The 22,687-nt window shown below is 70.8% G+C and carries 21 protein-coding genes and 1 tRNA gene; 4 read left to right on the top strand and 18 right to left on the bottom strand.

The genetic code is table 11. The features are described from left to right. Window positions 1-25: 25 nt before the first annotated feature. The 9 genes from MILUP08_RS03295 to MILUP08_RS03255 all read right to left on the bottom strand — a co-directional run bounded on the left by MILUP08_RS03295 (window position 26) and on the right by MILUP08_RS03255 (window position 7,011). Window positions 26-457 (bottom strand): hypothetical protein, encoded by a 432-nt coding sequence (locus MILUP08_RS03295; protein ID WP_007454714.1) that lies wholly within the window; start codon window positions 455-457, stop codon window positions 26-28. Window positions 458-487: 30 nt separating this feature from the next. Beyond that, window positions 488-682, bottom strand: a complete 195-nt coding sequence (locus tag MILUP08_RS03290) for a hypothetical protein (protein ID WP_144056856.1) — start codon at window positions 680-682, stop codon at window positions 488-490. Window positions 683-865: 183 nt separating this feature from the next. Continuing rightward, window positions 866-1,216, bottom strand: coding sequence for a toxin-antitoxin system YwqK family antitoxin (locus tag MILUP08_RS03285; protein ID WP_007454710.1), 351 nt, complete (start codon window positions 1,214-1,216; stop codon window positions 866-868). Window positions 1,217-1,220: 4 nt separating this feature from the next. After that, window positions 1,221-3,473, bottom strand: a complete 2,253-nt coding sequence (locus MILUP08_RS33580) for a YwqJ-related putative deaminase (protein WP_007454709.1) — start codon at window positions 3,471-3,473, stop codon at window positions 1,221-1,223. Further along, window positions 3,470-3,829 carry a DUF6507 family protein gene (locus MILUP08_RS03275; protein ID WP_007454706.1) on the bottom strand — a complete coding sequence of 120 codons (360 nt, stop codon included), beginning with the start codon at window positions 3,827-3,829 and terminating at the stop codon, window positions 3,470-3,472. Before MILUP08_RS03275 ends, MILUP08_RS33580 begins: the two co-directional genes overlap by 4 nt. Window positions 3,830-3,866: 37 nt before the next feature. Beyond that, window positions 3,867-4,172, bottom strand: coding sequence for a pore-forming ESAT-6 family protein (locus MILUP08_RS03270; protein WP_007454705.1), 306 nt, complete (start codon window positions 4,170-4,172; stop codon window positions 3,867-3,869). Between the two features lie 18 nt (window positions 4,173-4,190). After that, entirely contained in the window at window positions 4,191-4,526 is a 336-nt protein-coding gene (locus tag MILUP08_RS03265) for a hypothetical protein (RefSeq protein ID WP_007454704.1), read from the bottom strand. 196 nt (window positions 4,527-4,722) lie between these two features. Continuing rightward, window positions 4,723-5,622 carry an EamA family transporter RarD gene (rarD, locus tag MILUP08_RS03260; RefSeq protein ID WP_237747027.1) on the bottom strand — a complete coding sequence of 300 codons (900 nt, stop codon included), beginning with the start codon at window positions 5,620-5,622 and terminating at the stop codon, window positions 4,723-4,725. A 105-nt stretch (window positions 5,623-5,727) separates the two neighbouring features. Beyond that, window positions 5,728-7,011, bottom strand: a complete 1,284-nt coding sequence (locus MILUP08_RS03255) for an MFS transporter (protein ID WP_237747026.1) — start codon at window positions 7,009-7,011, stop codon at window positions 5,728-5,730. Here MILUP08_RS03255 and MILUP08_RS03250 point away from each other — a divergent pair. Further along, window positions 7,002-7,754, top strand: coding sequence for an AraC family transcriptional regulator (locus MILUP08_RS03250; RefSeq protein ID WP_039905278.1), 753 nt, complete (start codon window positions 7,002-7,004; stop codon window positions 7,752-7,754). The genes MILUP08_RS03255 and MILUP08_RS03250 overlap by 10 nt on opposite strands. A 164-nt stretch (window positions 7,755-7,918) precedes the next feature. Here MILUP08_RS03250 and MILUP08_RS03245 read toward each other — a convergent pair. Beyond that, a tRNA-Thr gene (locus tag MILUP08_RS03245) sits at window positions 7,919-7,995 on the bottom strand. A 142-nt stretch (window positions 7,996-8,137) separates the two neighbouring features. On the opposite strand from MILUP08_RS03245, the gene MILUP08_RS03240 reads away from it, so the two are divergent. Beyond that, window positions 8,138-9,874, top strand: a complete 1,737-nt coding sequence (locus tag MILUP08_RS03240; RefSeq protein ID WP_007454699.1) for a metallophosphoesterase family protein — start codon at window positions 8,138-8,140, stop codon at window positions 9,872-9,874. Between the two features lie 103 nt (window positions 9,875-9,977). On the opposite strand, the gene MILUP08_RS03235 is transcribed toward MILUP08_RS03240, so the two are convergent. The 6 genes from MILUP08_RS03235 to tmk all read right to left on the bottom strand — a co-directional run bounded on the left by MILUP08_RS03235 (window position 9,978) and on the right by tmk (window position 15,912). Beyond that, window positions 9,978-10,817, bottom strand: coding sequence for a PSP1 domain-containing protein (locus MILUP08_RS03235; protein ID WP_007454697.1), 840 nt, complete (start codon window positions 10,815-10,817; stop codon window positions 9,978-9,980). A 285-nt stretch (window positions 10,818-11,102) separates the two neighbouring features. After that, window positions 11,103-11,783, bottom strand: coding sequence for a hypothetical protein (locus MILUP08_RS03230; protein ID WP_007454694.1), 681 nt, complete (start codon window positions 11,781-11,783; stop codon window positions 11,103-11,105). Then, window positions 11,783-12,088 (bottom strand): hypothetical protein, encoded by a 306-nt coding sequence (locus tag MILUP08_RS03225; RefSeq protein ID WP_007454692.1) that lies wholly within the window; start codon window positions 12,086-12,088, stop codon window positions 11,783-11,785. The genes MILUP08_RS03230 and MILUP08_RS03225 overlap by 1 nt, the downstream gene beginning before the upstream one ends. Window position 12,089: 1 nt before the next feature. Next, window positions 12,090-12,419 carry a YbaB/EbfC family nucleoid-associated protein gene (locus MILUP08_RS03220; protein ID WP_007454690.1) on the bottom strand — a complete coding sequence of 110 codons (330 nt, stop codon included), beginning with the start codon at window positions 12,417-12,419 and terminating at the stop codon, window positions 12,090-12,092. A 122-nt stretch (window positions 12,420-12,541) separates the two neighbouring features. Continuing rightward, on the bottom strand, window positions 12,542-13,822 hold the full coding sequence (locus tag MILUP08_RS03215; protein WP_007454688.1) for a DNA polymerase III subunit delta': 1,281 nt from the start codon (window positions 13,820-13,822) through the stop codon (window positions 12,542-12,544). Further along, window positions 13,822-15,912 carry a dTMP kinase gene (gene tmk / locus MILUP08_RS03210; RefSeq protein WP_272944017.1) on the bottom strand — a complete coding sequence of 697 codons (2,091 nt, stop codon included), beginning with the start codon at window positions 15,910-15,912 and terminating at the stop codon, window positions 13,822-13,824. The genes MILUP08_RS03215 and tmk overlap by 1 nt, the downstream gene beginning before the upstream one ends. Window positions 15,913-16,229: 317 nt before the next feature. Between tmk and MILUP08_RS03205 the strand changes: the two genes are divergently transcribed. Continuing rightward, window positions 16,230-17,435 (top strand): amino acid deaminase/aldolase, encoded by a 1,206-nt coding sequence (locus MILUP08_RS03205; protein WP_007454685.1) that lies wholly within the window; start codon window positions 16,230-16,232, stop codon window positions 17,433-17,435. A gap of 21 nt (window positions 17,436-17,456) precedes the next feature. Here MILUP08_RS03205 and MILUP08_RS03200 read toward each other — a convergent pair whose 3' ends face one another. Further along, window positions 17,457-18,062 (bottom strand): TetR/AcrR family transcriptional regulator, encoded by a 606-nt coding sequence (locus MILUP08_RS03200; RefSeq protein WP_051065650.1) that lies wholly within the window; start codon window positions 18,060-18,062, stop codon window positions 17,457-17,459. A 226-nt stretch (window positions 18,063-18,288) separates the two neighbouring features. On the opposite strand from MILUP08_RS03200, the gene MILUP08_RS03195 reads away from it, so the two are divergent. Continuing rightward, entirely contained in the window at window positions 18,289-19,605 is a 1,317-nt protein-coding gene (locus MILUP08_RS03195) for a D-arabinono-1,4-lactone oxidase (protein ID WP_007454681.1), read from the top strand. Window positions 19,606-19,710: 105 nt separating this feature from the next. Here the strand turns inward: MILUP08_RS03195 and topA are convergent, their stop codons facing one another. After that, entirely contained in the window at window positions 19,711-22,584 is a 2,874-nt protein-coding gene (topA, locus tag MILUP08_RS03190; RefSeq protein ID WP_007454679.1) for a type I DNA topoisomerase, read from the bottom strand. Window positions 22,585-22,687 lie beyond the last annotated feature (103 nt).

Genomic DNA, 22,687 nt, shown 5'->3' with positions numbered 1-22,687 from the left:
TGCGCGGCTACGGCTTGACCAATCCCTAGATCGGCTCGTGTTGGCGGTCGATGAACGAGCTCACGCTCTCCGCCTCGGCGCGGGTCTTCTCGTGAAGGCCCGGATCCCTCGCCAACCGATCGAAGTAGCCCTTCTCCTCCGGGCCGCCGAGATCCAGAATCGTCGGGATGGTAATGATCGTCGGGCGCCACTGCAAACGAGGTGTGGCCTCCTTGAGCATGTTGACCACCCGGGCTCGTTCCACATCGTCCAGGTGATCAGGGCCCACGCGGCGGAACCAGCGGACCAGACTCTCCGTCGCTCCTTGCAGGATGTAGAAGACCCACGATCGACCAACGCTGTCGATGACCTCGTCCGGTGGCGTGGTCCACGTGACGCCGAAGACGTCCTCCGGGTTCAGGTATGCCTCGGCCCAGTCGCGCACTTTCTCCGGCGTGACATCGGCAAGGGTCGGCATCGACTGCTTTAGCCGTGCGTACAGGATGAACTAGTAGTCGTCGAAAAACGCCTTGGGAAGCCCCCAGTCCGGCTCGTCGCCGTGACGGTCCCGGACGTGCACCAGGTAGGCGAGGCACCTCCCCAACGCCCGTAGGGCTTCGATCCGCTGCTGCGGTCCGGGCAGCAGCTCGCGCGTCGCCTTGCCACGCTCGACGGGATCCGCCAACCGCCATGGAATTGGCACGGCGGCCAGGATTTCGGGCGCAACCCAGGGACCGGGCACAGGACATCAGCTCCCTACGGTCTGATCGCTCAGCTCCCGACCCAGGCCCCGTCCCGCCCGTCGCGCATGAACTCCAATTAGTCGGAGGCGGATCCGACTTCGTTGGCCACAGCCTGCGCGGTGGCGTGGACCAGTCTGATTAGCTCAGCTTTCCGCGACGAAGCTCTCGATGGGGGTGCCATCCTCGGCCCAGCGATGGCGGCTGAGTAGTTTGCCCTGGTCGTCGAATTCGAGGCGGGCGGCGAGGTTGCCGTTGCGGTGCCACTCCTGGTGGACGCCGACAGCCGTGCCATAACGCGCGCTGCCCTCGGCCTTGCGTTCGCCACTCGGATAGAACTCGGTGGAGAGGCCGTCCTCCATGCCGTTGAAGTACGTGGTGATGGCGATGACCTGGCCCTGCGGTGAGCGTTCGACCACCTCGCCGGTGAAGAGGTCGCCCTGGTAGGTCACCCGCAGGTCGTCCTCGGTCTCAACGTCGTCGTACTCGACTCGCATATTGCTACTCCGGGATGAACTGGCTGTCGGGGTGGCCGCTGTCGTAGGTGAGGCGCCCGGCGTTGCTGGGGGTGCCCGCCAGCAGCCTATGGCAGTTGGCGCAGCATGGCGCGGGCACCTGCCCATCGGCACGGAACGGGAATCGGTTGTCGACCCGGAACTCGGACATGACTGATGCGTCGACGTTCGGACCACGCCGCCACAACATCTCGTTGACGGCCTTGACCTCGGCATGCCGCAGCGGGTTGTCGCCGTGCGGGTACGGCGTCGTGACCTGTTGGCCGTCGCGCATCATCGGAGTGCCGTCGCGGTTGTACTGTGGGTACGGCCCGTCGGCACGCATCTGGTCGAGGCGCTCCCGCAGTACCGGGTGCAGGTTGCCCTCCGGGATGGCGTCCCGCGGACGCCCGTTGACGCCCTCGAAGACCTCGCCTGTACGCAGGTCCACCGCGACCGAGTTGACGGGGCCGGTCTCCTTAGCCGAAATCACGCCCGTGTCGCGCATATTGCGAATCTCGTCGGTGCGTTGGGTCGCGACGTCACGTAGATGCTCGTCGAGTGGCTTACCGTCAACATGAGTGATGAGACCGTCGGTGTCGCGGGTGAGGTCACCCTCCAGCCGGCCGAGTTCCTGTGGACCGGCGCGGTCGGCGGGAATGGGGTGCTGGTCATTGGGCTGATACGGGGTGTCGTCCGGAAGGTTGCCGGGCGTGTCGTCCGGGACGTTGCCGGGGGAATGGTCGTCCGGAAGGTTGCCGGGCGTGTCGTCCGGGACGTTGCCGGGGGAATGGTCGTCCGGAAGGTTGCCGGGCGTGTCTTCAGGAAGGTTGCCAGGCGTTGTGTTGTCCTCGGTCCGGGTCCTGACGGGCGGGTTGTCTTCGGGCAGGTTGCCGACGGGCGTGTGGTTGCCGGGTGTCGAATCTCCCGGGATGTGCCCACCGGGCGTCAGGTCACCCGGGACGTGACCGCCCGTCGGGTGTCCGCCGGGCAGGTTGCCGCCGGGGCCGTTGCCGCCGTCCATGTGCATCACGTCGCCGCCGCGAGTGCTGGGCATGTCGACCTCGAAGCCACGGCCGATCGGCACGTCACCGACGATCGCCGGGGCCAGCCCGAGCTGCGGAATCTTGATGTCGAACTTCTTGGCGAAGTTGATGGCCACCTCGCCGACAGTGGGCAGCTTGTCGAGCCAGTTGCCGGTGCGGATCAGCGCGGCGCTGACCCGGGCGGCGGTGGCGCTGCCCCGGATGCCGTTCATCGCGGCGCCCGCGCCACGCAGCCCGGAGCCGGCGCCCTTGGTGCCGACCACAGCCGAGACGATGTTGAACGTCGCCAGGCCCGCAGCCTTCGACTTGTCCTCGCCCCACGTGTCGTACGCGATAATGCTCTTGCCCGCGTTGAGCAGGAGGTTGCCCGCCTCACGCTTCTCCATGAACGGCATGCCGACCGTCTGGTCGATCACGATCGTCACCGGGTTGATGTAGATCGAGACGGCCCACACGAACTTGCCGAGCCCCAGCCAGGAGTTGCCGGCGGTGCCCCAACTCCACTCGCCGGTGGTCGGATCACGGCCGATCAGTCCGCCCAGGTCCTCGAGCATGGTGACGAAACCCTCGCCGACGCCGACGAAGAACGCCCCGACGTCGCCGAAGAAGCCGCGGTCGTGCTCCTCGTTGCTGCCCCACGGCAGGGCCCCGTCCTCACCGGCAGCGGCGTTGAGCATGTCGGCGGTGAAGCCGTACTCGCCGTCCTCGGCCTGGCCGTCGGCGTTGTCGGCTCGATACTGACGACCGCCGTACAGCGCGTTGATCGTGTTGGCGCACTTGCGCTGCGCCTCGAAGAATGCCGCCACCTGCGTGTTGACCGCGGTGATCAGGCCGTTGTGCTGGTTGACCTTGCCCTCGTCCTCGCGCCAGTCCTCGTCGTCCTTGACCGAGCCGACGAACTGCTCCGCTTGGCCCTTCAGGGCCGCGAGTTGGGCCTTGATCTCCTTGACCTCGCTGGCGTACGTGGCCAGGGCGGCTCCGACGGCCTGGATGTCCTCACCGACCGAGGCCGACACCGTGCGTACCGGGCCGGTGGCGGCGAACAGCTGCGTCGCCTCCGGCGCCTTGTAGACCGCCGCCAGCCCCTGAAAGGTGCTGTCGACCGCCTGGCCGGTGTTGGCGAAGTCACCGCCGGTCGTCCGGACCGTCTGGGCGTGGGTGGCCAGCACGTCCATGTTGCCGGGGATCTGCGGAATCTCCCCCGGATTGATCATCGGGGCACCGCCCCACGGCCCGGCCCCGGCATCGTGGCCGACGGGTCCGGCGCTGCCGCGGCGCTGCGCTGCGCGTTCGCGGCCATCTCCAGGTCACCTTCGACGTAGGCGTTCGTCGCCTGCGCGGCAGCCTGTATGCACGCCCCCGTGCGAGTGAACACGAACTCAAGATCCGTCCGAATGGACTCCACGAAGCCCTGAAGTGCCTGGCCCACGATCTCCGAACTGGACTCGGTGGCGGATCCCTCAAGCGCCGAGTTCAAGCTCGTCATCTGCCCTTCGAAAGGGGTGGCCGCGGCATGGGTGCGATTCAGGACGTCGCGCACCCCACCGGGGGAGATGTCCCAGGCGCTCACGCTCGTGCTCCCTCGTCAACAACTCGTCGGAAACGGCTCAACCGATGGACTGGACCGCCGAGCGGGCCCGGGACAGCGTCGTGTTCGCCGTCTCGTCGTTCTTCGTCATGGTGGTCTTGACCAGATCGATGATCGTGCGGACCTCGCCCGCGGCGCGGTTCCACCGATCCTCGACGGTCCGGTAGTCCTCGGAGACACCGTCGGCCTGGAAGTCGGCCATGGCTCCCGCCACGTCGGCGCTGCGCTGCGAGATCACTGCCTCCAGCCGGGCGACGATGGTGGCGAGGTCGCCCTGGACCTGCTGCGACGTGCCCGTGTCGAAACTGCGTCGGTCTGTGGTCATGACTGTCACTCCCCCGGATCAGCGGCTGCTCGAGAACCTGGCCGCGTCGAAGTTCGCCGTGCCCGCCGTCGACGAGGCGTTGTCCGCCATCTCGGTGTCACCCTGACCGAAGGCGGAGTCCATTCCACTCTGGCCTCCGAGAATCGCTCCCAGGGCGGAGTTGAGATTCGCGGTGATCGAATCCGCGTTGGCCTTGAACGAATCGAAGGCAACCCGGCCAGCACCGTTGAAATTGCCCTGCAACGGCTCCGCCGCGGCGATCAGCTGCTTGATCAGAGAACCGAGATCATCGGACGACCCCTGCGTCTGCTTGGTCAGGCTGCCGAGCGTCTGTGCTCCCATGTCGAACTTCATGCCGCTCCTCCCGCACTCTGCGATCCAACGTCCCGCGTCTATGCTACGAGGCCCGTGCCACAAAGCTACGCGTGAATTTGACACATGCCGACAACGATGATGCCGCCTACGATCGCCGCATCGCCGCATCGCCGAACGCACCAGCCACCGACGAGCCGACCTGCGTCGAGCGCGACGGCCCCTCCGCGAGGAGGTCCTACGTGCGGCGGTCCTCGGGACGGGTCTGCCGCCAGGCGTAGGAGGCCAGGAAGAACGCCGCGCCGGCCCAGACCAGGCAGTAGGCGACCAGGCCAGCGGTGCTGACCGACTCGTGCAGTCCGAAGTAGCCGATGACGAACTGCATGGTCGGCAGCAGGAACTGGAGCATCCCGAGGACCGTCAGGGGCGTCCGGACGGCCGCGAAGCCGAACAGGACAAGCGGCAGCGCGGTGATCAGACCGGTGCTGAGGAACAACGCGGACCGGACCGGACTGTCCCCGAAGTGACTCCGGCCAGCCGTCGACAGAAAGGCGATGTACGCGGCGGCGGGAATGGCCAGCGCCGCCGTCTCCACCGCCAACGCCCGCCAACTCGGCATGGCCGCCCACTTGCGAAACAACCCGTAGATTCCGAAGGTGGCGGCGAGGGCGAGCGCCACCCACGGCGGCCGTCCGGCGTCGATCCCCAGCCACACGACGCCCGCCGTGGCCAGGACCACGCCGGCCCACTGCGCGAGCGCCATCCGCTCCCGCAGCACCACCAGGCCGAGAAGGGCGCTGAAGAGCGGGTTGATGTAGTAGCCGAGGGCCGCCTCGATCACCCGCCCGCTGTTGACCGCCCAGATGTAGAGACCCCAGTTCGCGCCCACGAAACAGCCGGCGCCCGCCAGCAGCGCCAGGACTCGGGGCTGGCGGTGCAGCACCCGCAACCAGCTGAGGTCGCGTTGGACCGTCAGCACGATGACGACGAAGACGAGCGACCAGACGATGCGGTGGGCGAGGATCTCCAGCGCGGGCGCCGGCTCCAGCAGCGGCCAGTAGAGGGTCAACAGACCCCAGATGACGTACGCCGCGGTTCCGGCCAGCACGCCCGTGCTGGATCGGCGTTCACCGGCCACGGCGGAGATCACCTCGCGAGAAAGCGCTGCGTGTCGGGCGGCCCTCCCGCACGACATCGACGTCCCCGGCCTCGATCACCCTGTCGCCCGGGTCGGCGTACCCCGTCACTTCTGCGGCTCGCTCAGGAACGCACCGAGGGCGAGCGCCACCAGGGGAATCAGACAGATGATGGTGAACACTCCCTGCGGGCCCCAGGCCTCGGCGGCCACCCCGAGGACGGGCGCGAGGAGGCCGCCGATGCTCACGGCGAGCCCGAGCGTCACACCCGCCGCGGTGCCGGGTCGCGTCGGCAGGTAGTCCTGGCCCAGCTTGACCAGCACGGCGAACGGGATGTTCAGGGCGATGCCGGCGAGCACGGCGAAGACGAGCGGTGGGTACTCACCGGGCGTGAGTCGCAGGCCGACGAGCGCGGGGATGGCGACGATCGCGCCGAGCTGCACGGTGCGCACCATCCCGACGCGGTCGGCGATCCGGCCTCCCAGCAGCGTCCCGGCCACTCCGCCGATCAGGAAGCACGCCAGCGCCGCGCCGGCGAGGCTCTTGCCCGCGCCGAGGTGGCGTATCCAGAACAACTCGATGAAGGTGATCGCGCCGAAGAAGGCGACCGACCTGACGGTCTCGATGCAGGTCAGTACCAGGAACGGAACCCAGCGGTCCCGGCCGTTGTGGGAAACGTCGCGCGCGGCCGGCCGCTGTAGCCGCTTCCGGTACAGCAGGAAACCCATGAGCACAGCCGGCGGGATGAAGAGCGCTGTCGCTCCGACGCCCATCGCGATCAGGGCGGGAGTGGCCAGCACGGGCGCCAGAAAGAACCCGACGCTGCCCCCGGCGGCGAAGATGCTCATCGCCGTCGTGCTGTCGCCCGCCGCCACCCGGGCCGACTTTCCGGCGGCCGGATGGAACATCGCCACGCCGAGTCCCGACGCGAGGAGCAGAAGCCAGACCGCCACGTAACTGTGCATGAGACCGGAGAGACCGAGCCCGACTCCGGCGAGCGTCACTCCCGCCCCAGCCAACCAGTCGAGCCGGCAACGATCGACGGCGACGCCGATGAAGGGCTGAGGAATTGAGCTGCCCAGGGTCGCTGCGAGCGTGAGACCGCCGGCGGCGACGTAGCTGTAGTGGCGATCCAGTACGAAGTACGGAACGCAGGCCGGCACCAGACCCTGGTAGAGGTCGTCGACCGCGTGGGCCGCGCCCCACAGGCGCATCCGCCGCCACGCCGACGGTTGTCTGTCCGACTCCTCGGCCACTGCCAGCGCCGGACCAGGGTTGGCTCGGCTGTTCGTCTCCGCCACCATCAGCTCTCTTCTTGCGGGTTGCTGGAGGAAGAATGCCCGATCATCCCGGATGCCGGCTATTGATACCCTGCCGATTAATGTCGCCAAGCAGCCAAGATGTGGACGGCCCCGCCCGGGTGCCCTTGGCCGACCGTGACCGGATCGACTGGCACGACCACGCACGCCACCAGCTTGTCTGCCCCCGCAACGGCGTGCTCGGAGTGTCGACGCCGACGGGGATGTGGACGGTGCCACCGGACCGGGCGGTATGGATTCCGGCCGGCGTAGCCCATGCCCATCGGGCGTACGGACCCACCGACATGCGCGCGATCATGTTCGACCGTCCACTGAACCCGCTGGGCGTGGACCAACCGACCGCCCTATCCGTCTCGCCCCTGCTGCGCGAGGTGATCGTCAGCCTCACCGACGGCGAGGAGCTGACCGACGACGAACGGGACAACCTCGAACGCGTGGCTCTTGACCAGCTGGTCCGGGCGGCCACGTTACGCCTGCGCCTGCCGTACCCGGCCGATCCCCGACTGCGGGACCTTGCCGAGATCCTGCTCGACGACCCCACCGACCACCGCACCCTCGCCGAGTTGGGCATGGCCGTGGGGGCCGGCGCGCGTACCCTCAGCCGGCTGTTCCGGGAGCAGACCGGAATGTCGTTCCCGCACTGGCGGACGCAGTTGCGATTGCAGCACTCGCTCAGGTTGATCGCCGAGGGCGAGTCGGTGACCACGACCGCCGCTGCCAGCGGCTACAGCGGCCCCAGCTCGTTCATCCAGGCGTTCCGGGCCTACTTCGGGATGACTCCGGGCGAGTACTGCCGGAGCCGGCCGGGCACCTGAGTCGACCGAGCGTTGCGGTCCCACCGATACGAGCGACGCCCCGCTCGGTGTGTGCCGAGCGAGGATCGTGAGGTGCTCGTGGCGTCGGCCCGGCTACACGACATCGGTCAAGCAAAAGGCCCAGGTCATGATCGGCGATCAAGCCGGTGACCTGGGCCTTTCAGTGGAGCCGCCTGACGGAATCGAACCGTCGACCTACGCATTACGAGTGCGTCGCTCTAGCCGACTGAGCTAAGGCGGCAACGATCAGCAAGTGTACGGCACCCCCCGACCCCGGGCCGAACGGGATACCCCAGCGCCTCCGCTGGCACCAACCGGACAACAGCACCATCTGGCGGATTACCGGACAGCGCTTCACGGGCACCGGTACTACGCTGCGGCGCGTGAGTGACGAACGCGACGATCACCAGACCCCGACGGGCGAGCAACCCGACGGGGAGCGGGCCCCTCGCCGGCCGCGCTCCACCGATCCGCTGGAGCTGGGCTTCACCCCCCGCAAGCCGGTGCCCTGGCTGGCCCCGTTCCTGTTGATCAGCACCGGCATCCGGACGCTGCTGGCGATCCTCTTCGGCGCCTACCTGGACAAGCGCGAGTTGCAGAACGCCTTCGGCGACGACATCTTCCGCCAGGCCGGGCCGGACGGCGGGCTCTGGCTCGACTACGTGGCCGACCTGGGTGACGGCTTCCACGCCACCTACTCCGTCGCGTACCTGCTGGCGCAGCCGGAGCTGACAGTGGACGGGCACCGGCTGCCCCGGGCGCAGACCCTGGTGATGGGCGGGGACCAGGTGTACCCGTCGGCGGCCTACGCGGAGTACGAGAACCGGTGCAAGGGGCCCTACCAGGCCGCGCTGCCGGCGACCCCGCCCGACCGTCCCACGCTGTTCGCGGTGCCGGGCAACCATGACTGGTACGACGGCCTGACCGCTTTCCTGCGGCTGTTCGTCCGCTCGCGGGACCGCAACTTCGCCGGCTGGCGCACCGGGCAGTCGCGGTCGTACTTCGCTGTGGAGCTGCCGGCCGGCTGGTGGCTGCTGGGCGTGGACGACCAGTCCGGCTCGTACCTGGACGACCCGCAGTTGGCCTACTTCGACGAGGTGGCCCGGCGGCTCACCCCGGAGTCAAAGGTGATCATCGCGGCGCCGTCGCCGACGTGGGTCAAGGCCGCCGACGACCCCACGGCGTACGACTCGATCGACTACTTCGTCCGGACCATCATCGACCCGACGGGGGCGCAGGTGCGGCTGCTGCTCTCCGGCGACCTGCACCACTACGCCCGCTATGCCGGCCCGGACCGGCAGTTGATCACCTGTGGCGGCGGCGGGGCGTACCTGTACCCCACGCACAAGCTGCCGGAACGCATCGAGGTGCCGCCCCGGGACACGCTGACCCGACGGGCCAGCCGCACCCAGCCGTACGACCTGGTGGCCCGCTATCCGGACGCGGCCCGCTCCCGACGCTACGGCTGGGGCATCTTCGCCCGACTGCCCTTCCGCAATCCGGGCTTCACCACCCTGCTCGGCACCCTGCACACCCTGCTGATGCTGGCCATGGCGGGCGCGACGGCGAACTGGGCCGACAGCACCAACCAGCGACTGTTCAGCGTCCCGCTGGTGCTGATGGTGCTCGTGACCGTGGTGGCGGCGGCTCTGTTCGCCAAGCCGCCCAGCGCCAACGGCAAGCGGCATGCGCGGCACTGGATTCTCGGCGTCAGCCACGGCGTGGCCCAGGTGGCGCTGGCCGCAGGCGGCACGTGGGTCTGGTTGGCGCTGCCGTTCTACGACTGGCCGTGGCCGTTGCCGGCGGCCGCAGCGGCAGTGCTGTACGGCCCGGTCATCGGCCTGGTGGCCAGTCAGCTGGTGGCGGCGTACCTGCTGGTCGCCGGTTCGTTCGGGGTGAACGTCAACGAACTGTTCGCCGGGCAGGGCATCGAGGATTCCAAGTCGTTCCTGCGGCTGCGCATCGACCCGGACGGCACGCTCACCGTCTACCCGATCGGGGTGGACCGGGTCTCCCGCGACTGGCAGGTGAACCCCGACGACTCCCCCACCGCGAGCTGGCTGACCCCGAAAACCCCGCTGAACCCCCACCTGACGGAATCCCCGATAGTCCTGCGCTGACCCCGACCCAGGCGCCGGTTGATCAAGAGGTTCGCGTCAGAAACCGGGCCCCGGGTGACGCCAACCTCTTGAGCGCCGCGAGCTGACCCGCGAGCAAGGGGAGTTACGGGGTGTAGTGCTGGTCGTGGGCTTGGCGGGGAGCGCAGACGGAGGCGCGGGAGCAGGAGCAGCGGGAGCCGTCGGCGTCGAGGCGGACGGTCACCGCGTCGCGCGGCACGCTGTGGCCGACCACCCGACCGTCGCCCTCGGGGGTGGAGACCCGGCTGCCGACGGCCGGCGCGGTCGCCTGGAAACGCTGGTACAGCGGGTGCTCGTACTTCAGGCAGCACATCAACCGGCCACACGCCCCCGAGATGCGCAGCGGGTTCAGCGGCAGATCCTGGTCCTTGGCCATCCGGATGGTGACCGGCTCGAAGTCGGTGAGGAACGTCGCGCAGCACAGATCCCGACCGCAGGAGCCGATGCCGCCCTGGACGCGCGCCGAGTCCCGTGCCGAGAGCTGCCGCAGCTCGACCCGGCAGTGCAGGGTGGCGCCCAGGTCACGGACCAGGGAACGGAAGTCCACCCGGTGCGGGGCGGTGAAGTAGACGGTGCTGCGCTCGCCGCCGCCGTCGCCCGAGCCGAGCACGTGGTCGACTGCCACCACCTTCATCGGAAGGCCGTGCGCACGGATCAGCCGCTTCGCCGCCACCTTCGCCTCGGCCTTACGTCGGCGCAGCGCCTCGTCCCGGCGCAGGTCGTCGTCGCCGGCCAGCCCGACCAGCCGGGGGAAACCGTCGGTCTCCTCGGTCACCCACTGGGCGGCCCAGACGCACTCGGCCACCTCGGGCCCGTCGTCGGTAGGCACCAGCACCCGGTCGCCCACCTGCGGGCGCAACTCGCCCGGGTCGAGGTAGTAGAGGCGCCCGTACCGGTTGAAGCTGACCGCGCAGAGCATGCCCATCCCCCCACCTTACGACGCATCACCGCAAAGGACGCAGCGGCCGATCCCGCCATCGCCATCCATGACCGTCGACTCGACCTATTGCCGGGCCACCCGTCGTGCCGTTGAGCCTCGCCCGGACGGTTGAATCCGGCCGCGGGTGGGGGACAAACGTCTCCGGGCGGCGTTGAGTGGAGGCAGACCTGCGGGGGGTGCAGGGGGAAGACCACGGCGTCGCCGTGGGCGCCGACTCTGCTCGGGCGCCCGCGAGCGACGCCGTGGCCTGTCCGGGGACGCGGCGATCGGCTACCAGCCGACCCGGGTGGGCTGGTCGTAGCGGGGACGGCCGTCCATCGGCGACCGCCAGGTGGACTCGGCCAGGCTCGGCGCCCACTGGCGCAGCAGCGTTTCGGCGCCGTCGTACGCGACGCACAGCACCGCCAGCACCCGCGCGGCGATCTCGGCTGCGTCGGCGACACCCGGCCCGACCGGCGTCAGGCGGGTCGGCGGACCGGCGGCGGTGGCGGCGACCACGGCCACCGCCTCGGCCGAGCGCAGCACGTCGGCGATCGTGCGGGCCAGGGCGAGCCGGCTGCCCTCCACCCAGTCGGCGAGCGCGTCCGCGTACCCGGCGGTGGAGTCCAGTCGACCGACCAGGCTCTCCGGGCCCTCGTCAAGATGGCGCAGCAACGCCGCGCGCTCCTGCCCGTACGCCGAGGCGGCCGGGCCGGACCAGAGCACCGGGTCGGTGAGCGCGGCACCGACGTCGTCGTACCCCCGGACCAGCCGGCGCACCGCGTGCCCGGCGCTGGCGAGCGGCGCCGGGTGGAGGTAGAGGAAGCCACGGACGGCGTCACCCGGCAGCACCTGCATCCGGCGCAGCAGAGGCCAGACGCGGTGCCCCTCCGGAACGCCGGCCGCGAGCAACGCGTCCACCCGGCCGAGCAGGTCGAGGCCCGGTTCGGCGAGCCGCTCCAGTGGGTCCATCACGGCTCCCCGATGATCCGGCGGCGGGCCGCGCGGTCGACCTCGGCGTACCGGTCGGCGGCCTCGCGGACCGCCGAGGCGGCGGCGGCGAGCCGACCGGCGGCGGCTCGTGCCTCGCGGGCCCGGTCGTCGGTGGCAGCGGTCCACTGGCGGTGCAGCGCCCGACCGATCTCGCCGGGGCGGCCCGGTGCGTCGGCACCGAACGCGGCCTGGGCGGGGTCGCTGGCGGTGACCGTGTGGGACAGGGTGGTGAGCGTGGCGCTCGCCTCGTCGAGCCGGGAGGCAAGCGCGCGCAGCGTGTCCATGTCAGGCCCCCGCGAGCGGTCGGTAGGCGGCGAACGTCTCGTTGTGCAGCTTCTCCCGGGCCCACTCGGCGGCGTCGGCGGCCGCGGTGACGGCGGCCTGCACCGAGCCGGCCACGTCTCGTGGGCTGCGGGTGTGCAGCGGCCCGAGGAACCGGACGTCGGTGATCCGCCCGCCGGCGGTGACCACCACCTCGACCAACCCGTCCGGCGACCGGACGGTGACCTCGACTGTCGACACGGCCTGGTCGAACTCGGCCTGCAGCGATTCGATGCGGCGGTAGCGCCGCACCGCCTCCTCGATCCAGGCCTCGTCGATCTCCCCCCGCGGCATCGGCGACTCCTCCCGGATGGCCCCTCACTGAGCGTGCCGTTGCCGTCACCACGGCACACCGGACCGTACCGCACAGCAATCGCGCGTGTCGATGGCTGTGGACAACCGGCTGGAGCTGCGGGTCAGCCCTTCCAGAGAGCGAGCATCATGGCTTCGACCGCGATCCGTGGCTTGACGTTCGCCTCGATCGCCGCCCGGCAGGCGAGGACGGCCTCCAGCCGGCGCAGCGACCCCTCGGCGTCCCACTTCTGGGCCCCCGCGCCGGCCAGCGCGGCGGTGTCGGTGTGCACGGGGTCGACCGGAGCCCGCAGCGCCATGGTGAGCGCGTCCCGGTAGAAGCCGGCCAGGTCGACGAGCGCCCGGTCCAGCGCATCCCGCTGGGCCCGGGTGGCCCGTGACTTCTGCCGCTTCTCCAGCTCCTTGAGCTGCCCGGCGGCGCCGCGCATCGCGCCGGCCGCGCCCCGGCCGGTGCCGCCCGCGCCGAGCGCGGTCTCCAGCGCGGCCCGTTCGGTCGCATCGGCCTCGGACACCGACGCTTCGGCCTCCGCCTCGGCCGCCTCGATCAGCGCGGACGCCGCGTCGAACGCCGCGCCGACGCCGGTCAGCCGCCGCGGTACGGCGAGCACCGCCTCACGCCGCTTGCGGGCCTCCGGGTCGCGGGCCAGCCGGCGGGCCCGACCCACGTGCCCCTGCGCGGCCGCCGCCGCCCACTGCGCCACGTCGGGCGCGATGCCGTCCCGACGGACCAGCACCTCGGCCACCGCCGCGGCCGGCGGCTGCCGCAGGGGTACGACACGACAGCGCGACCGGATGGTCACCGAGATGTCGTCCGGGTGGGTGGACGGGGCGCAGAGCAGGAAGACCGTGCGCGGTGGGGGCTCCTCGATGGCCTTGAGCAGTGCGTTGCCGGCCGCCTCGGTGAGCCGGTCGGCGTCCTCGATGACCACCACCTGCCAGCGGCCGCCGGACGGGGTGCTGGCCGCCCGCAGCACCAGCGCGCGCATCTCGCCGACGCCGATGGAGAGCCCCTCCGGCACCACCATCCGGACGTCGGCGTTGGTGCCGCCCATCGTGGTGTGGCAGCCGGGGCACTCGCCGCAGCCGGTGCCGTACGTGCACTGCAGGGCGGCGGCGAAGGCCCGGGCGGCGACCGAGCGACCGGAACCGGGCGGCCCGGTGAAGATCCAGGCGTGCGTCATCCCGGTCGACGGGTCCAGCGCGCCGGGCTCGGTGTCACAGGCCTCGGGCGCTGCCTCGGCGGCGCCGGCCGGGCCTGCGGTGACCAGCGCGGGTGACCGGTCGGCGGCGCCGGCGCGCAGCACGGCCGCCGCCGCGCCGGCGGCCCGGCGCAGTTCGGCGACCGCCTCGTCCTGGCCGACCAGATCGGCGAAGACGTCCGGCATCAGGTCTTGTGCTCCATCGTCACCAGCTCCGCGTCGGATAACTCCGGCTGCACCGACGTGTCCGGACCCTGGGCGGGGCGCGGGTGCACGATGCCGCCCGGCTTGCCCAGCATCTCCTGCACGCGACGGACCACCAGCCCGGTGATCTCGTCGGCCGGGCGGGAGGCGTCGAGCACCAGGTAGCGCTTCGGGTCGGCGGCGGCGAGGTCCAGGAAGGCGTAGCGGACCCGCTCGTGGAAGGCGATCGACTCGGCCTCCAGCCGGTCGGCGCCCGCGTTGCGCGAGGCGACCCGGGACAGGCCGGTCCGCGGCTCGACGTCGAGCAGCACCACCAGGTCCGGCTTGAGCCCGCCGGTGGCCCAGGAGGAGAGCCAGGAGACCTCGTCGACCGGGAGCGTCCGCCCGGCGCCCTGGTAGGCGAGTGACGAGTCGACGTACCGGTCACTGATCACCACGCCGCCACGGACCAGCGCGGGCCGGACCACGGCCGCCACGTGGTGCGCCCGGTCGGCGGCGTAGAGCAGCGCCTCGGCGCGCGGGGAGGGCGCCTCGTCGCCGGAGGTGTCCAGCACCAGCGACCGGATCCGCTTACCGACGGCAGTGGCCCCCGGCTCGCGGGTGACCAGGACGTCGCGCCCCTGGCCACGCAGCCGCTCGGCGAGCGCGGCGAGCTGGGTGGACTTGCCGGCGCCCTCGCCGCCCTCGAACACCACGAAGAGCCCGGCGGAGACGAACGGCTCGGAGGGCATCAGCGGGCGACCCCGGATCGACCCCCAGAGGTCGGCGAGGACGGGGACACCCTTCTTGTCGTCCATCTGGCCGAAGGCGCTGATCCCGGCGAAGATGCCGGCAGCGCCGGCGGCCAGCAGCAGCAGGCGGGTGGAGGAGACGGAGATGCCGAGGTCGGCGATCGTCAGCTTGCGGGAGCCGCCGACACCTACCAGCACGCTGCTCAGCCCGATGGCCAGGATCAGCACCAGCCGGGTGCCGATCTGCACCACCGCGAAGACCCGCCCGCGCACCTCGTCGGCCACCTCGCCGCCCAGCAGCGTGGTGCCGGCCAGGAAGGCCATTCCGGCACCGGCGCCGACCAGGACCGCGCCGACGATCGCCATGGACAGGTGGATGGCGAACGCGAGGGTCATCACGGCGGCGCTGGCCAGCACGATGCTCATGCCGAACCACCGGCGTCGGGACATGTCCTTGACGATCATCGGACCGAGACCGATGCCGAGGGCCAGACCGGCGAACATGGCGCCGAAGAGCAGCGAGAACGCGGCGTCGCCGGCGCCGAGCGAGTTGGCGAAGAACTTGGCCGTGCCGACCACGATGCCGCCACCGGCGAACGCGCCGAAGATGCCAAGCACCAGGCCACGCACCAGCGGGGTCTGACCGATGTACTTCCAGCCCTCGGAGAACTGCCGGAACATGCTCTGCTCGGCACGCGCGACCTCACCGCGTTGCGCCTCGCTGATCTCCTTGATCCCGAATGCCACCACAAGTGCCGTGGCGAGCCGGGACAGGGAGTTGATCCAGAGCGCGAGCTGGGCCGGCTCGGCCCAGGAGGGCAGATCGCCGCCGACTGCGCCACGGACGCCCCGGTCGAGCACGGCCAGGCCGAGGGCGGCGGCGATCGGGGTGAGGCCGTACGTGGTGATCAGGGTGAGCTGGTTGGCCGCCTCCAGCCGGGCCCGCGGGATGAGGTTGGGAACCGCGGCCTCCTTGGCCGGGATCCAGAGCAGGGTGATCGACTCGATCAGGAAGGTGGCGATGAGCGCCCAGCCGACCACCAGGCCGCCCGCTGCGCCGGAGAGGGCGTAGAGCGGAATGGACGCGAAGAGCACGAAGCGCAGCAGGTCACAGATGACCATCGTCCAGCGCCTGTCGAACCGGTCGGCGAAGACGCCGGCCACCGGACCGAGCACCAGCGCGGGCAGCAGTCGGATCGCGGTCACCCCACCGAACGCGGCGCCCTGGGCGGTGCTGCCCTGCACCTGCGAGGCGGCGAACAGGGCGGTGGCCAGCAGACCGAGCCAGTCGCCGAAGGAGGCCGCGCCGAGCACGATCCAGAGCCGCCGGAACGGCCTGATCCGCAGAACCGAGCGGATCGCGGCGTAGCCGGACGGATCGACCTGACCGGAGCTGGGCTGGTTGGCGGCGTTGCCCGACTGGTCACCCGCGCGCGACACGCCGGGCGACTCGCCGCTGTTCTGGCTTTCGATGGCCGTACCTCCACGTGCCGGCCCATCGCTGGGCACCCCCGGTGCAACACTCTAGACCCGGTGGGGGCCGCCCCACCGGCGACATTCTCCTGCTCGCTGAGCCTAGGCCGCCGGAGGCACCGGCCGCAGCCCGGGACGTACGCGAGCCTATTTCGCATTTCCCGTCGGACAGTTAGCGTGCACACGTGGCCATCGAAAGCGACAAACTGCGCGACCGCCTGGACCGGGCGACCGCCCATCTCGACCCCCCGTACGCGGTGGTGGATCTCACCGCCTTCGACGCCAACTCGGCGGCCCTGGCCGACCGCGCCGCCGGCAAACCGGTGCGGCTGGCCAGCAAGTCGGTACGCAGCCGGGAGCTGATCGGCCGGGCGCTCGCCCGACCCGGCTGGCACGGCGTGATGGCGTTCACAGTGCCCGAGGCGATCTGGCTGGTCCGGGCCGGCCTGAGCGACGACGTGCTTGTCGCGTACCCGAGCGCCGACCGGGCCGCGCTCGCCGAACTGGCCGCCGACCCGACGCTCGCCGCCGCGATCACCCTGATGATCGACGGCACCGGGCAACTGGACTTCATCGACGCCGTCCGAGCCCCGGGGCAGCGCGCCGAGCTGCGGCTCTGCCTGGACCTGGACGCCTCCTGGCGACCACTGCGCGGAGTGCACGTCGGCGTCCGCCGCTCACCGGTGCACAGCGCCCGGGCGGCCGGCGCGCTCGCCGCCGCCGTCGCCGGCCGCGCAGGCTTCCGGCTGGTCGGGCTCATGTCGTACGAGGCGCAGATCGCCGGCCTGGGCGACGCGCCGCCGGGGCGGACGTTGCTGGCCGGCGCGATCCGGCTGGCCCAGCGCGGGTCGTACCGCGAGTTGCTGGCCCGCCGGGGCGCGGCGGTGGCTGCGGTACGCGAACACGCCGACCTGGAGTTCGTCAACGGCGGCGGCACCGGCAGCGTGGCCGCGACAAGCGCCGATCCCGCGGTCACCGAGGTCACCGCGGGATCGGGCCTGTACGGGCCGACGTTGTTCGACGCGTACCGCGCCTGGCGCCCCACCCCGGCGGCGTTCTTCGCCTGCTCGGTGGTCCGCCGGCCGACGCCGGAGCTGGCGACGGTGCTCGGCGGCGGTTGGATCGCCTCCGGTCAGGCCGCCGACAGCCGGCTGCCTCGGCCGTGGCTGCCGGCCGGTCTGAAGCTCGTCGGCACCGAGGGCGCCGGTGAGGTGCAGACCCCGCTCTCCGGCGCGGCGGCGGCCACCCTGCGCGTCGGCGACCGGGTGTGGTTCCGGCACGCCAAGGCCGGTGAGCTGTGCGAACGGGTCAACGAGCTGCACCTGGTCGAGGGGGACGCGGTCGTGGCGACCGTGCCCACCTACCGGGGCGAGGGCCACGCGTTCCTCTGACGGGCCGCCCCGCGCGCCGACTCAGGCGTGCTGGACGGCCTCGGCCTGCTGCTCGGCGGCGGAGTGGCCGCTGTCGCGCCCGTCGACCTGACGGTGCAGGTACTCCCGGATCAGCGCCTTCGCCTCGAGCAGCACCCGCTCGTCGCCGTCGGACTTCCGCCGGAACGCGAGCTTGATCAACGCGTCGGCGGCCTCCACCGCGATCTCCAGGACGAAGCGCAGCTTCGGTACGTCGGTGAGCCCGAAGCGCTCGACGAGCACCCGCGCCAACTGGTCGGCGATCACGCCGTTGTTGTCCCGCTGCTCATCGAGCAGGTGCAGGTCGACCACGTCGCCGAAGTGCAGGGTACGGAAGCCGGGGACGGTGCGGTGCATCGTGATGTACTCGTCGATGCCCGCGTCGACGCCGTCCCACCAGTGGGTCATCTCGTCGGAGGCGAAGCGCTCGTCGAGCCGCTGGAGGTAGGACTCCATCGTGCGCAGGGTCAACGCCTGCACGATCGCCCGCTTGTCCGGGAAGAACTGGTAGACCGACCCGATCGCCACTTCGGCCCGCTCGGCGAGCAGGGTCGTGGTCAGACCCTCGTACCCCACCTCGTCGACGAGTTCGGCGCAGGCATCCAACATGCGCTGTACCCGCGCGACACTTCGACCCTGCACCGGTACGCGGCGCAGCGGCCCGGTCGTGGCGGCTGGTGTGGACACTCGGCGCCACCCCCCTTCGACGGATGAACATATCTCCACGTCACGAGTCCGTGACTACCGGTACAACGAGCGGATCGCAATTGCGGTATTTACCAGGTACAACGTTCCTGATATGAAGTCAGTTCATATTCATGAACGAGGAGCGCGCATGGTCGGCACCGCACCGCTCACCGCCCGCTGGTCCAACTGGGCCGGCAACCAGCGTGGCAGCGCCACCGCGATCCTGCGCCCCGGCTCGCCGAGTGACGTCGCCGAAGCCGTCCGGATCGCCGCCGCCGCCGGAGGCCGGATCCGCGTCGCCGGGAGCGGCCACTCCTTCACCGCGGTCGCCCTGGCCGACGACCGGCGGATGGAGCTGTCCGAGCTGGACACCGGCGTCAGCGTCGACGTCGCGCGTCGACTCGTCACCGTACCGGCGGGAATGACCCTGCACACCCTCAACGGGCTGCTCGCCCGGCACGGCCTCGCACTGCCCAACCTCGGTGACATCGACGCGCAGACCGTCGCCGGCGCGATCTCCACCGGCACCCACGGCACCGGCGCCGGCTACGGCTGCCTGTCCACCTTCGTCGAGGCCCTCACAGTGGTCACCGGCACCGGCGAGGTGCTGCGCTGCTCCGCCGACGAGCACCCCGACGTCTTCGCCGCCGCCCGAGTGTCGATCGGCGCGCTCGGCGTCCTGGTCGAAGTGACCCTGCGCTGCGTGGACGCCTTCGTCCTGCGCGCCCACGAACGTCCCGCCGAACTGGCCGACGTGCTCGGCGAACTGCCCGCGCTCATCGGCCGGCACGACCACGTCGAGTTCTACTGGTTCCCGTACACGTCCCGGGTCCAGGTCAAGGCCAACGACCGGGTACCCGCCAACGATCGGCCACTGCCCCGCTGGCGCGGCTGGCTGGACGACGACTTCCTGTCCAACACCGTCTTCGCGGGCGCCTGCCGCCTCGGCCGGGCCGTGCCGGCGCTGGCACCCGGTATCAGCGCCGTCTCCGCCCGCGCGCTCACCGAACGGCAGTACACCGGGCGCTCCGACCGGGTGTTCTGCACCCCGCGCCGGGTCCGCTTCGTCGAGATGGAGTACGGCCTACCCCGCGAGGCGCTGCCCGAGGCGCTCACCGCACTGCGACGGATCGTGGACGGGCTGCCGTTCAAGGTCCTGTTCCCGGTCGAGGTGCGCTTCACCGCCGCCGACGACATCTGGCTGTCGCACGGCTACGGCCGGGACAACGCGTACGTCGCCGTGCACCAGTACGTCGGCATGCCGTACGAGCCGTACTTCCAGGCCTTCGAGAAGGTGGCCACCGAGCTGGGCGGTCGTCCGCACTGGGGCAAGCTGCACTACCGCGACGCCGCGTCACTCGCGACGGCGTACCCCCGCTTCGCGGACTTCCAGGCGGTCCGCGACCGCCTGGACCCCCACCGCGTCTTCACCAACCCCCACCTGACCCACGTCCTCGGCGCCTGAGCCGGGCCGGGCGCGTGTGATCGACTCGGCTTCGGTGAAATCGGGGTGTCCTTCTGCTTGGGACACCCCGATTTCCGGGAAACCGAGTCGATCTCCGTACGGGCTCTACTCCGTGCTGGACGCGGCCTTGCGCGGGGTTGCCTTCTTGGCCGGGGTCTTCTTCGCCGCCGTGGAGGTGGCCTTGGCCGTCGTGGTCTTCTTCGCGGCCGTGGACTTGCTGGCGGCGGCCGTCTTCTTGGTGGCCGTGGCCTTCTTCGTGGCCGTGGCCTTCTTGGCGGGCGCCTTCTTCGCGGCCGCCTTCTTGCGCGGCGCAGGGCCCTTGGCACGCTTGTCGGCCAGCATCTCCGAGGCTTCCTCGAGACTCAACGCCTCCGGGGTCTGCCCACGCCGCAGAGACGCGTTGAACTCGCCGTCGGTGACGTACGGCCCGAAGCGCCCGTCCTTGATCACCAGCGGCTTCTCGGTCAACGGGTCGACGCCCATCTCCCGCAGTGGCGGCGCGGCGGCCCGCCGGCCCCGGGTCTTCGGGGCGGCCAGCAGGGCCAACGCCTCGTCCAGGGTGACCGTGAACATCTGCTCTTCGGACTCCAGCGAGCGGAACTCCTCGCCCTGCTTCACGTACGGGCCGTAGCGACCGTTGTTGGCGAACACCTCGACGCCGTCGGGCGCGACGCCCACCAGCCGGGGCAGGCTGAGCAGCCGCAGCGCCTCCTCCAGGGAGAGCGAGTCCGGCGTCTGCGAGCGCAGCAGTGAGGACTTCCGCTCGCCACTGGACACGTACGGGCCGAAGCGGCCGGACTTCAGCACGATCGGCTCGCCGGTGGCGGGGTCGTCGCCGAGCTTACGCTCGCCGCTGCCGCCGAGGAACAGCTCGTGCACCTTCTCCGGGGTCAGCTCGTCCGGGGCGAGGCCCTCGGGGATCGGCGCCCGGTCGCCCTGGGGGCCGCTCTCCTCGCCCTCACCCGAGCCCGAAGCCGCACCCGAGGCCGCCGCCTGCTCACCGCCGGGCAGCTCACGCTGGAGGTACGGGCCGTACCGGCCGACCCGGACGACGATTTCGCGGCCGTCGTCGTCGGTGAAGAGCGGGATCGAGTTGACGCTGCGCGCGTCGATCGCGCTGAGGTTCTCGGTGACCAGCTTCTTCAACCCACCGGAGCGGGCGATGTCCTGGTCACCGGCGCCGTTGGAGCTGCCGAAGTAGAACGCGGTGAGGAAGTCGACAGCGGCGTGGTCACCGCCGGCGATCTCGTCCAGCTCGTTCTCCATGGTGGCGGTGAAGTCGTAGTCGATCAGGCGCGGGTAGTGCAGCTCCATCAGCCCGATCACCGCGAAGGCCAGGAACGTCGGGATCATCGCCTGGCCGCGCTTGGTGACGTACCCCCGGTCCTGGATCGTCTGCATGATCGACGCGTAGGTGGACGGGCGGCCGATGCCCAGCTCTTCCAGGGCCTTGACCAGCGACGCCTCGGTGTAGCGCGACGGCGGCTGGGTGTGGTGGCCCTGCGCGGCCAACTCGTCGGCGGTCAGCGGCTGGTCCTTGACCAGGGTGGGCAGCCGACGCTCGGCGTCCTCGGCCTCGGCGTTCTCGTCGTCGCTGGACTCGACGTACGCCCGCAGGAAGCCCGGGTCGGTGATCGTCTTGCCGGTCGCGCCGAAGTCGGCCTCCTCCTGCGAGGTGGAGACCGCGCGGATGCGCACCGACACGCTGGAACCGACCGCGTCGGTCATCTGCGAGGCGATGGTCCGCCGCCAGATCAGCTCGTAGAGCTTGAACTCCTCGGCGGACAGCTCCTTGGCCACCTCGCCCGGGGTGCGGAAGTTGTCCCCCGCCGGGCGGATCGCCTCGTGCGCCTCCTGCGCGTTCTTCACCTTGCCGGTGTAGCGACGCGGCTCCGGCGGAACGCTGCGATCGCCGTACAGCTCGACGATCTGCCGGCGGGCCGCCGAGATGGCGGTCTCCGACAGGTTCACCGAGTCGGTACGCATATAGGTGATGTAGCCGTTCTCGTAGAGCCGCTGCGCGGTGCGCATCGTCTGCTGCGAGGACAGGCGCAGCTTGCGGGCCGCCTCCTGCTGGAGGGTCGAGGTGATGAACGGCGCGTACGGGCGACGGCGGTAGGGCTTCTCCTCGACGCGGGTGACCGTGAACGGCCGGCCCTCCAGACGGGCCGCGAGCCCGCGGGCACCGCCCTCGTCCAGGTGGACGACGCCAGCGCCGGCCCGGACCCGACCCGTGGTCGGCTCGAAGTCCTTGCCGGTGGCGATCCGGTCGCCGTTGAGCGCGACCAGGGTGGCGTTGAAGTTGCGGGGCCCCTCACCGGCGTTCGCCACGGCGAGGGTGGCCAGGATGTCCCAGTACTCGGCGGTGCGGAAGGCCATCCGCTGCCGCTCCCGCTCGACCACGATCCGGGTCGCCACGGACTGCACCCGGCCGGCCGAGAGCTTCGGCATGACCTTCTTCCACAGCACCGGGGAGACCTCGTAGCCGTAGAGGCGGTCGAGGATCCGCCGGGCCTCCTGGGCGTCGACCAGGTCGCGGTCGATCTCCCGGGGGTTGGCCACCGCCGCCTGGATCGCCGGCTTGGTGATCTCGTGGAAGACCATCCGCTTGACCGGCACCTTGGGCTTGAGCGTCTCCACCAAGTGCCAGGCGATCGCCTCGCCCTCGCGGTCCTCATCCGTCGCCAGGAAGATCTCGTCGACCTCCTTGGACAGCTTCACCAGCTTGCTGATCTGCTGCCGACGGTCGGCGGAGACGACGTAGAGCGCGTGGAACCCGTTGTCCACGTCCACCCCGAGCCGCGCCCAGGACTCGCCCTTGTACTTCGCCGGCACGTCGGCGGCGTTGCGCGGCAGGTCGCGGACGTGACCGAAGCTGGCCTCCACGACGTACCCCGGGCCGAGGTAGCCCGAGATCGTCTTGGCCTTCGCCGGTGACTCGACGATGACCAGACGGGTGGTTCCAGCTTTGCTCGGCACGTCTCTGTCGACCTCACTCCTGCTCGTGGCCTGCCGGCGCCGGGAACAGCGACCGCTCTCGACCCCGCCGCGGCACCGGCGGTCCGGATGTCCAACGTAACGC

The organism is Micromonospora lupini str. Lupac 08 (genome assembly GCF_000297395.2).
Classification (GTDB): Bacteria; Actinomycetota; Actinomycetes; order Mycobacteriales; family Micromonosporaceae; genus Micromonospora; species Micromonospora lupini.
Note: the sequence above shows the minus strand (reverse complement) of the source record. Positions and strands in the feature narration are given on the sequence as shown.

Bases quoted from the DNA above. Each gene is read 5' to 3' on its own strand.
- MILUP08_RS03295 (WP_007454714.1), bottom strand. From the start codon at position 457: ATGCCGACCCTTGCCGATGTCACGCCGGAGAAAGTGCGCGACTGGGCC.
- MILUP08_RS03285 (WP_007454710.1), bottom strand. From the start codon at position 1,216: ATGCGAGTCGAGTACGACGACGTTGAGACCGAGGACGACCTGCGGGTG.
- MILUP08_RS33580 (WP_007454709.1), bottom strand. From the start codon at position 3,473: ATGATCAATCCGGGGGAGATTCCGCAGATCCCCGGCAACATGGACGTG.
- MILUP08_RS03270 (WP_007454705.1), bottom strand. From the start codon at position 4,172: ATGACCACAGACCGACGCAGTTTCGACACGGGCACGTCGCAGCAGGTC.
- MILUP08_RS03265 (WP_007454704.1), bottom strand. From the start codon at position 4,526: ATGAAGTTCGACATGGGAGCACAGACGCTCGGCAGCCTGACCAAGCAG.
- MILUP08_RS03250 (WP_039905278.1), top strand. From the start codon at position 7,002: ATGTCGCCAAGCAGCCAAGATGTGGACGGCCCCGCCCGGGTGCCCTTG.
- MILUP08_RS03235 (WP_007454697.1), bottom strand. From the start codon at position 10,817: ATGGGCATGCTCTGCGCGGTCAGCTTCAACCGGTACGGGCGCCTCTAC.
- MILUP08_RS03230 (WP_007454694.1), bottom strand. From the start codon at position 11,783: ATGGACCCACTGGAGCGGCTCGCCGAACCGGGCCTCGACCTGCTCGGC.
- MILUP08_RS03225 (WP_007454692.1), bottom strand. From the start codon at position 12,088: ATGGACACGCTGCGCGCGCTTGCCTCCCGGCTCGACGAGGCGAGCGCC.
- MILUP08_RS03220 (WP_007454690.1), bottom strand. From the start codon at position 12,419: ATGCCGCGGGGGGAGATCGACGAGGCCTGGATCGAGGAGGCGGTGCGG.
- MILUP08_RS03215 (WP_007454688.1), bottom strand. From the start codon at position 13,822: ATGCCGGACGTCTTCGCCGATCTGGTCGGCCAGGACGAGGCGGTCGCC.
- MILUP08_RS03200 (WP_051065650.1), bottom strand. From the start codon at position 18,062: ATGTTGGATGCCTGCGCCGAACTCGTCGACGAGGTGGGGTACGAGGGT.
- MILUP08_RS03195 (WP_007454681.1), top strand. From the start codon at position 18,289: ATGGTCGGCACCGCACCGCTCACCGCCCGCTGGTCCAACTGGGCCGGC.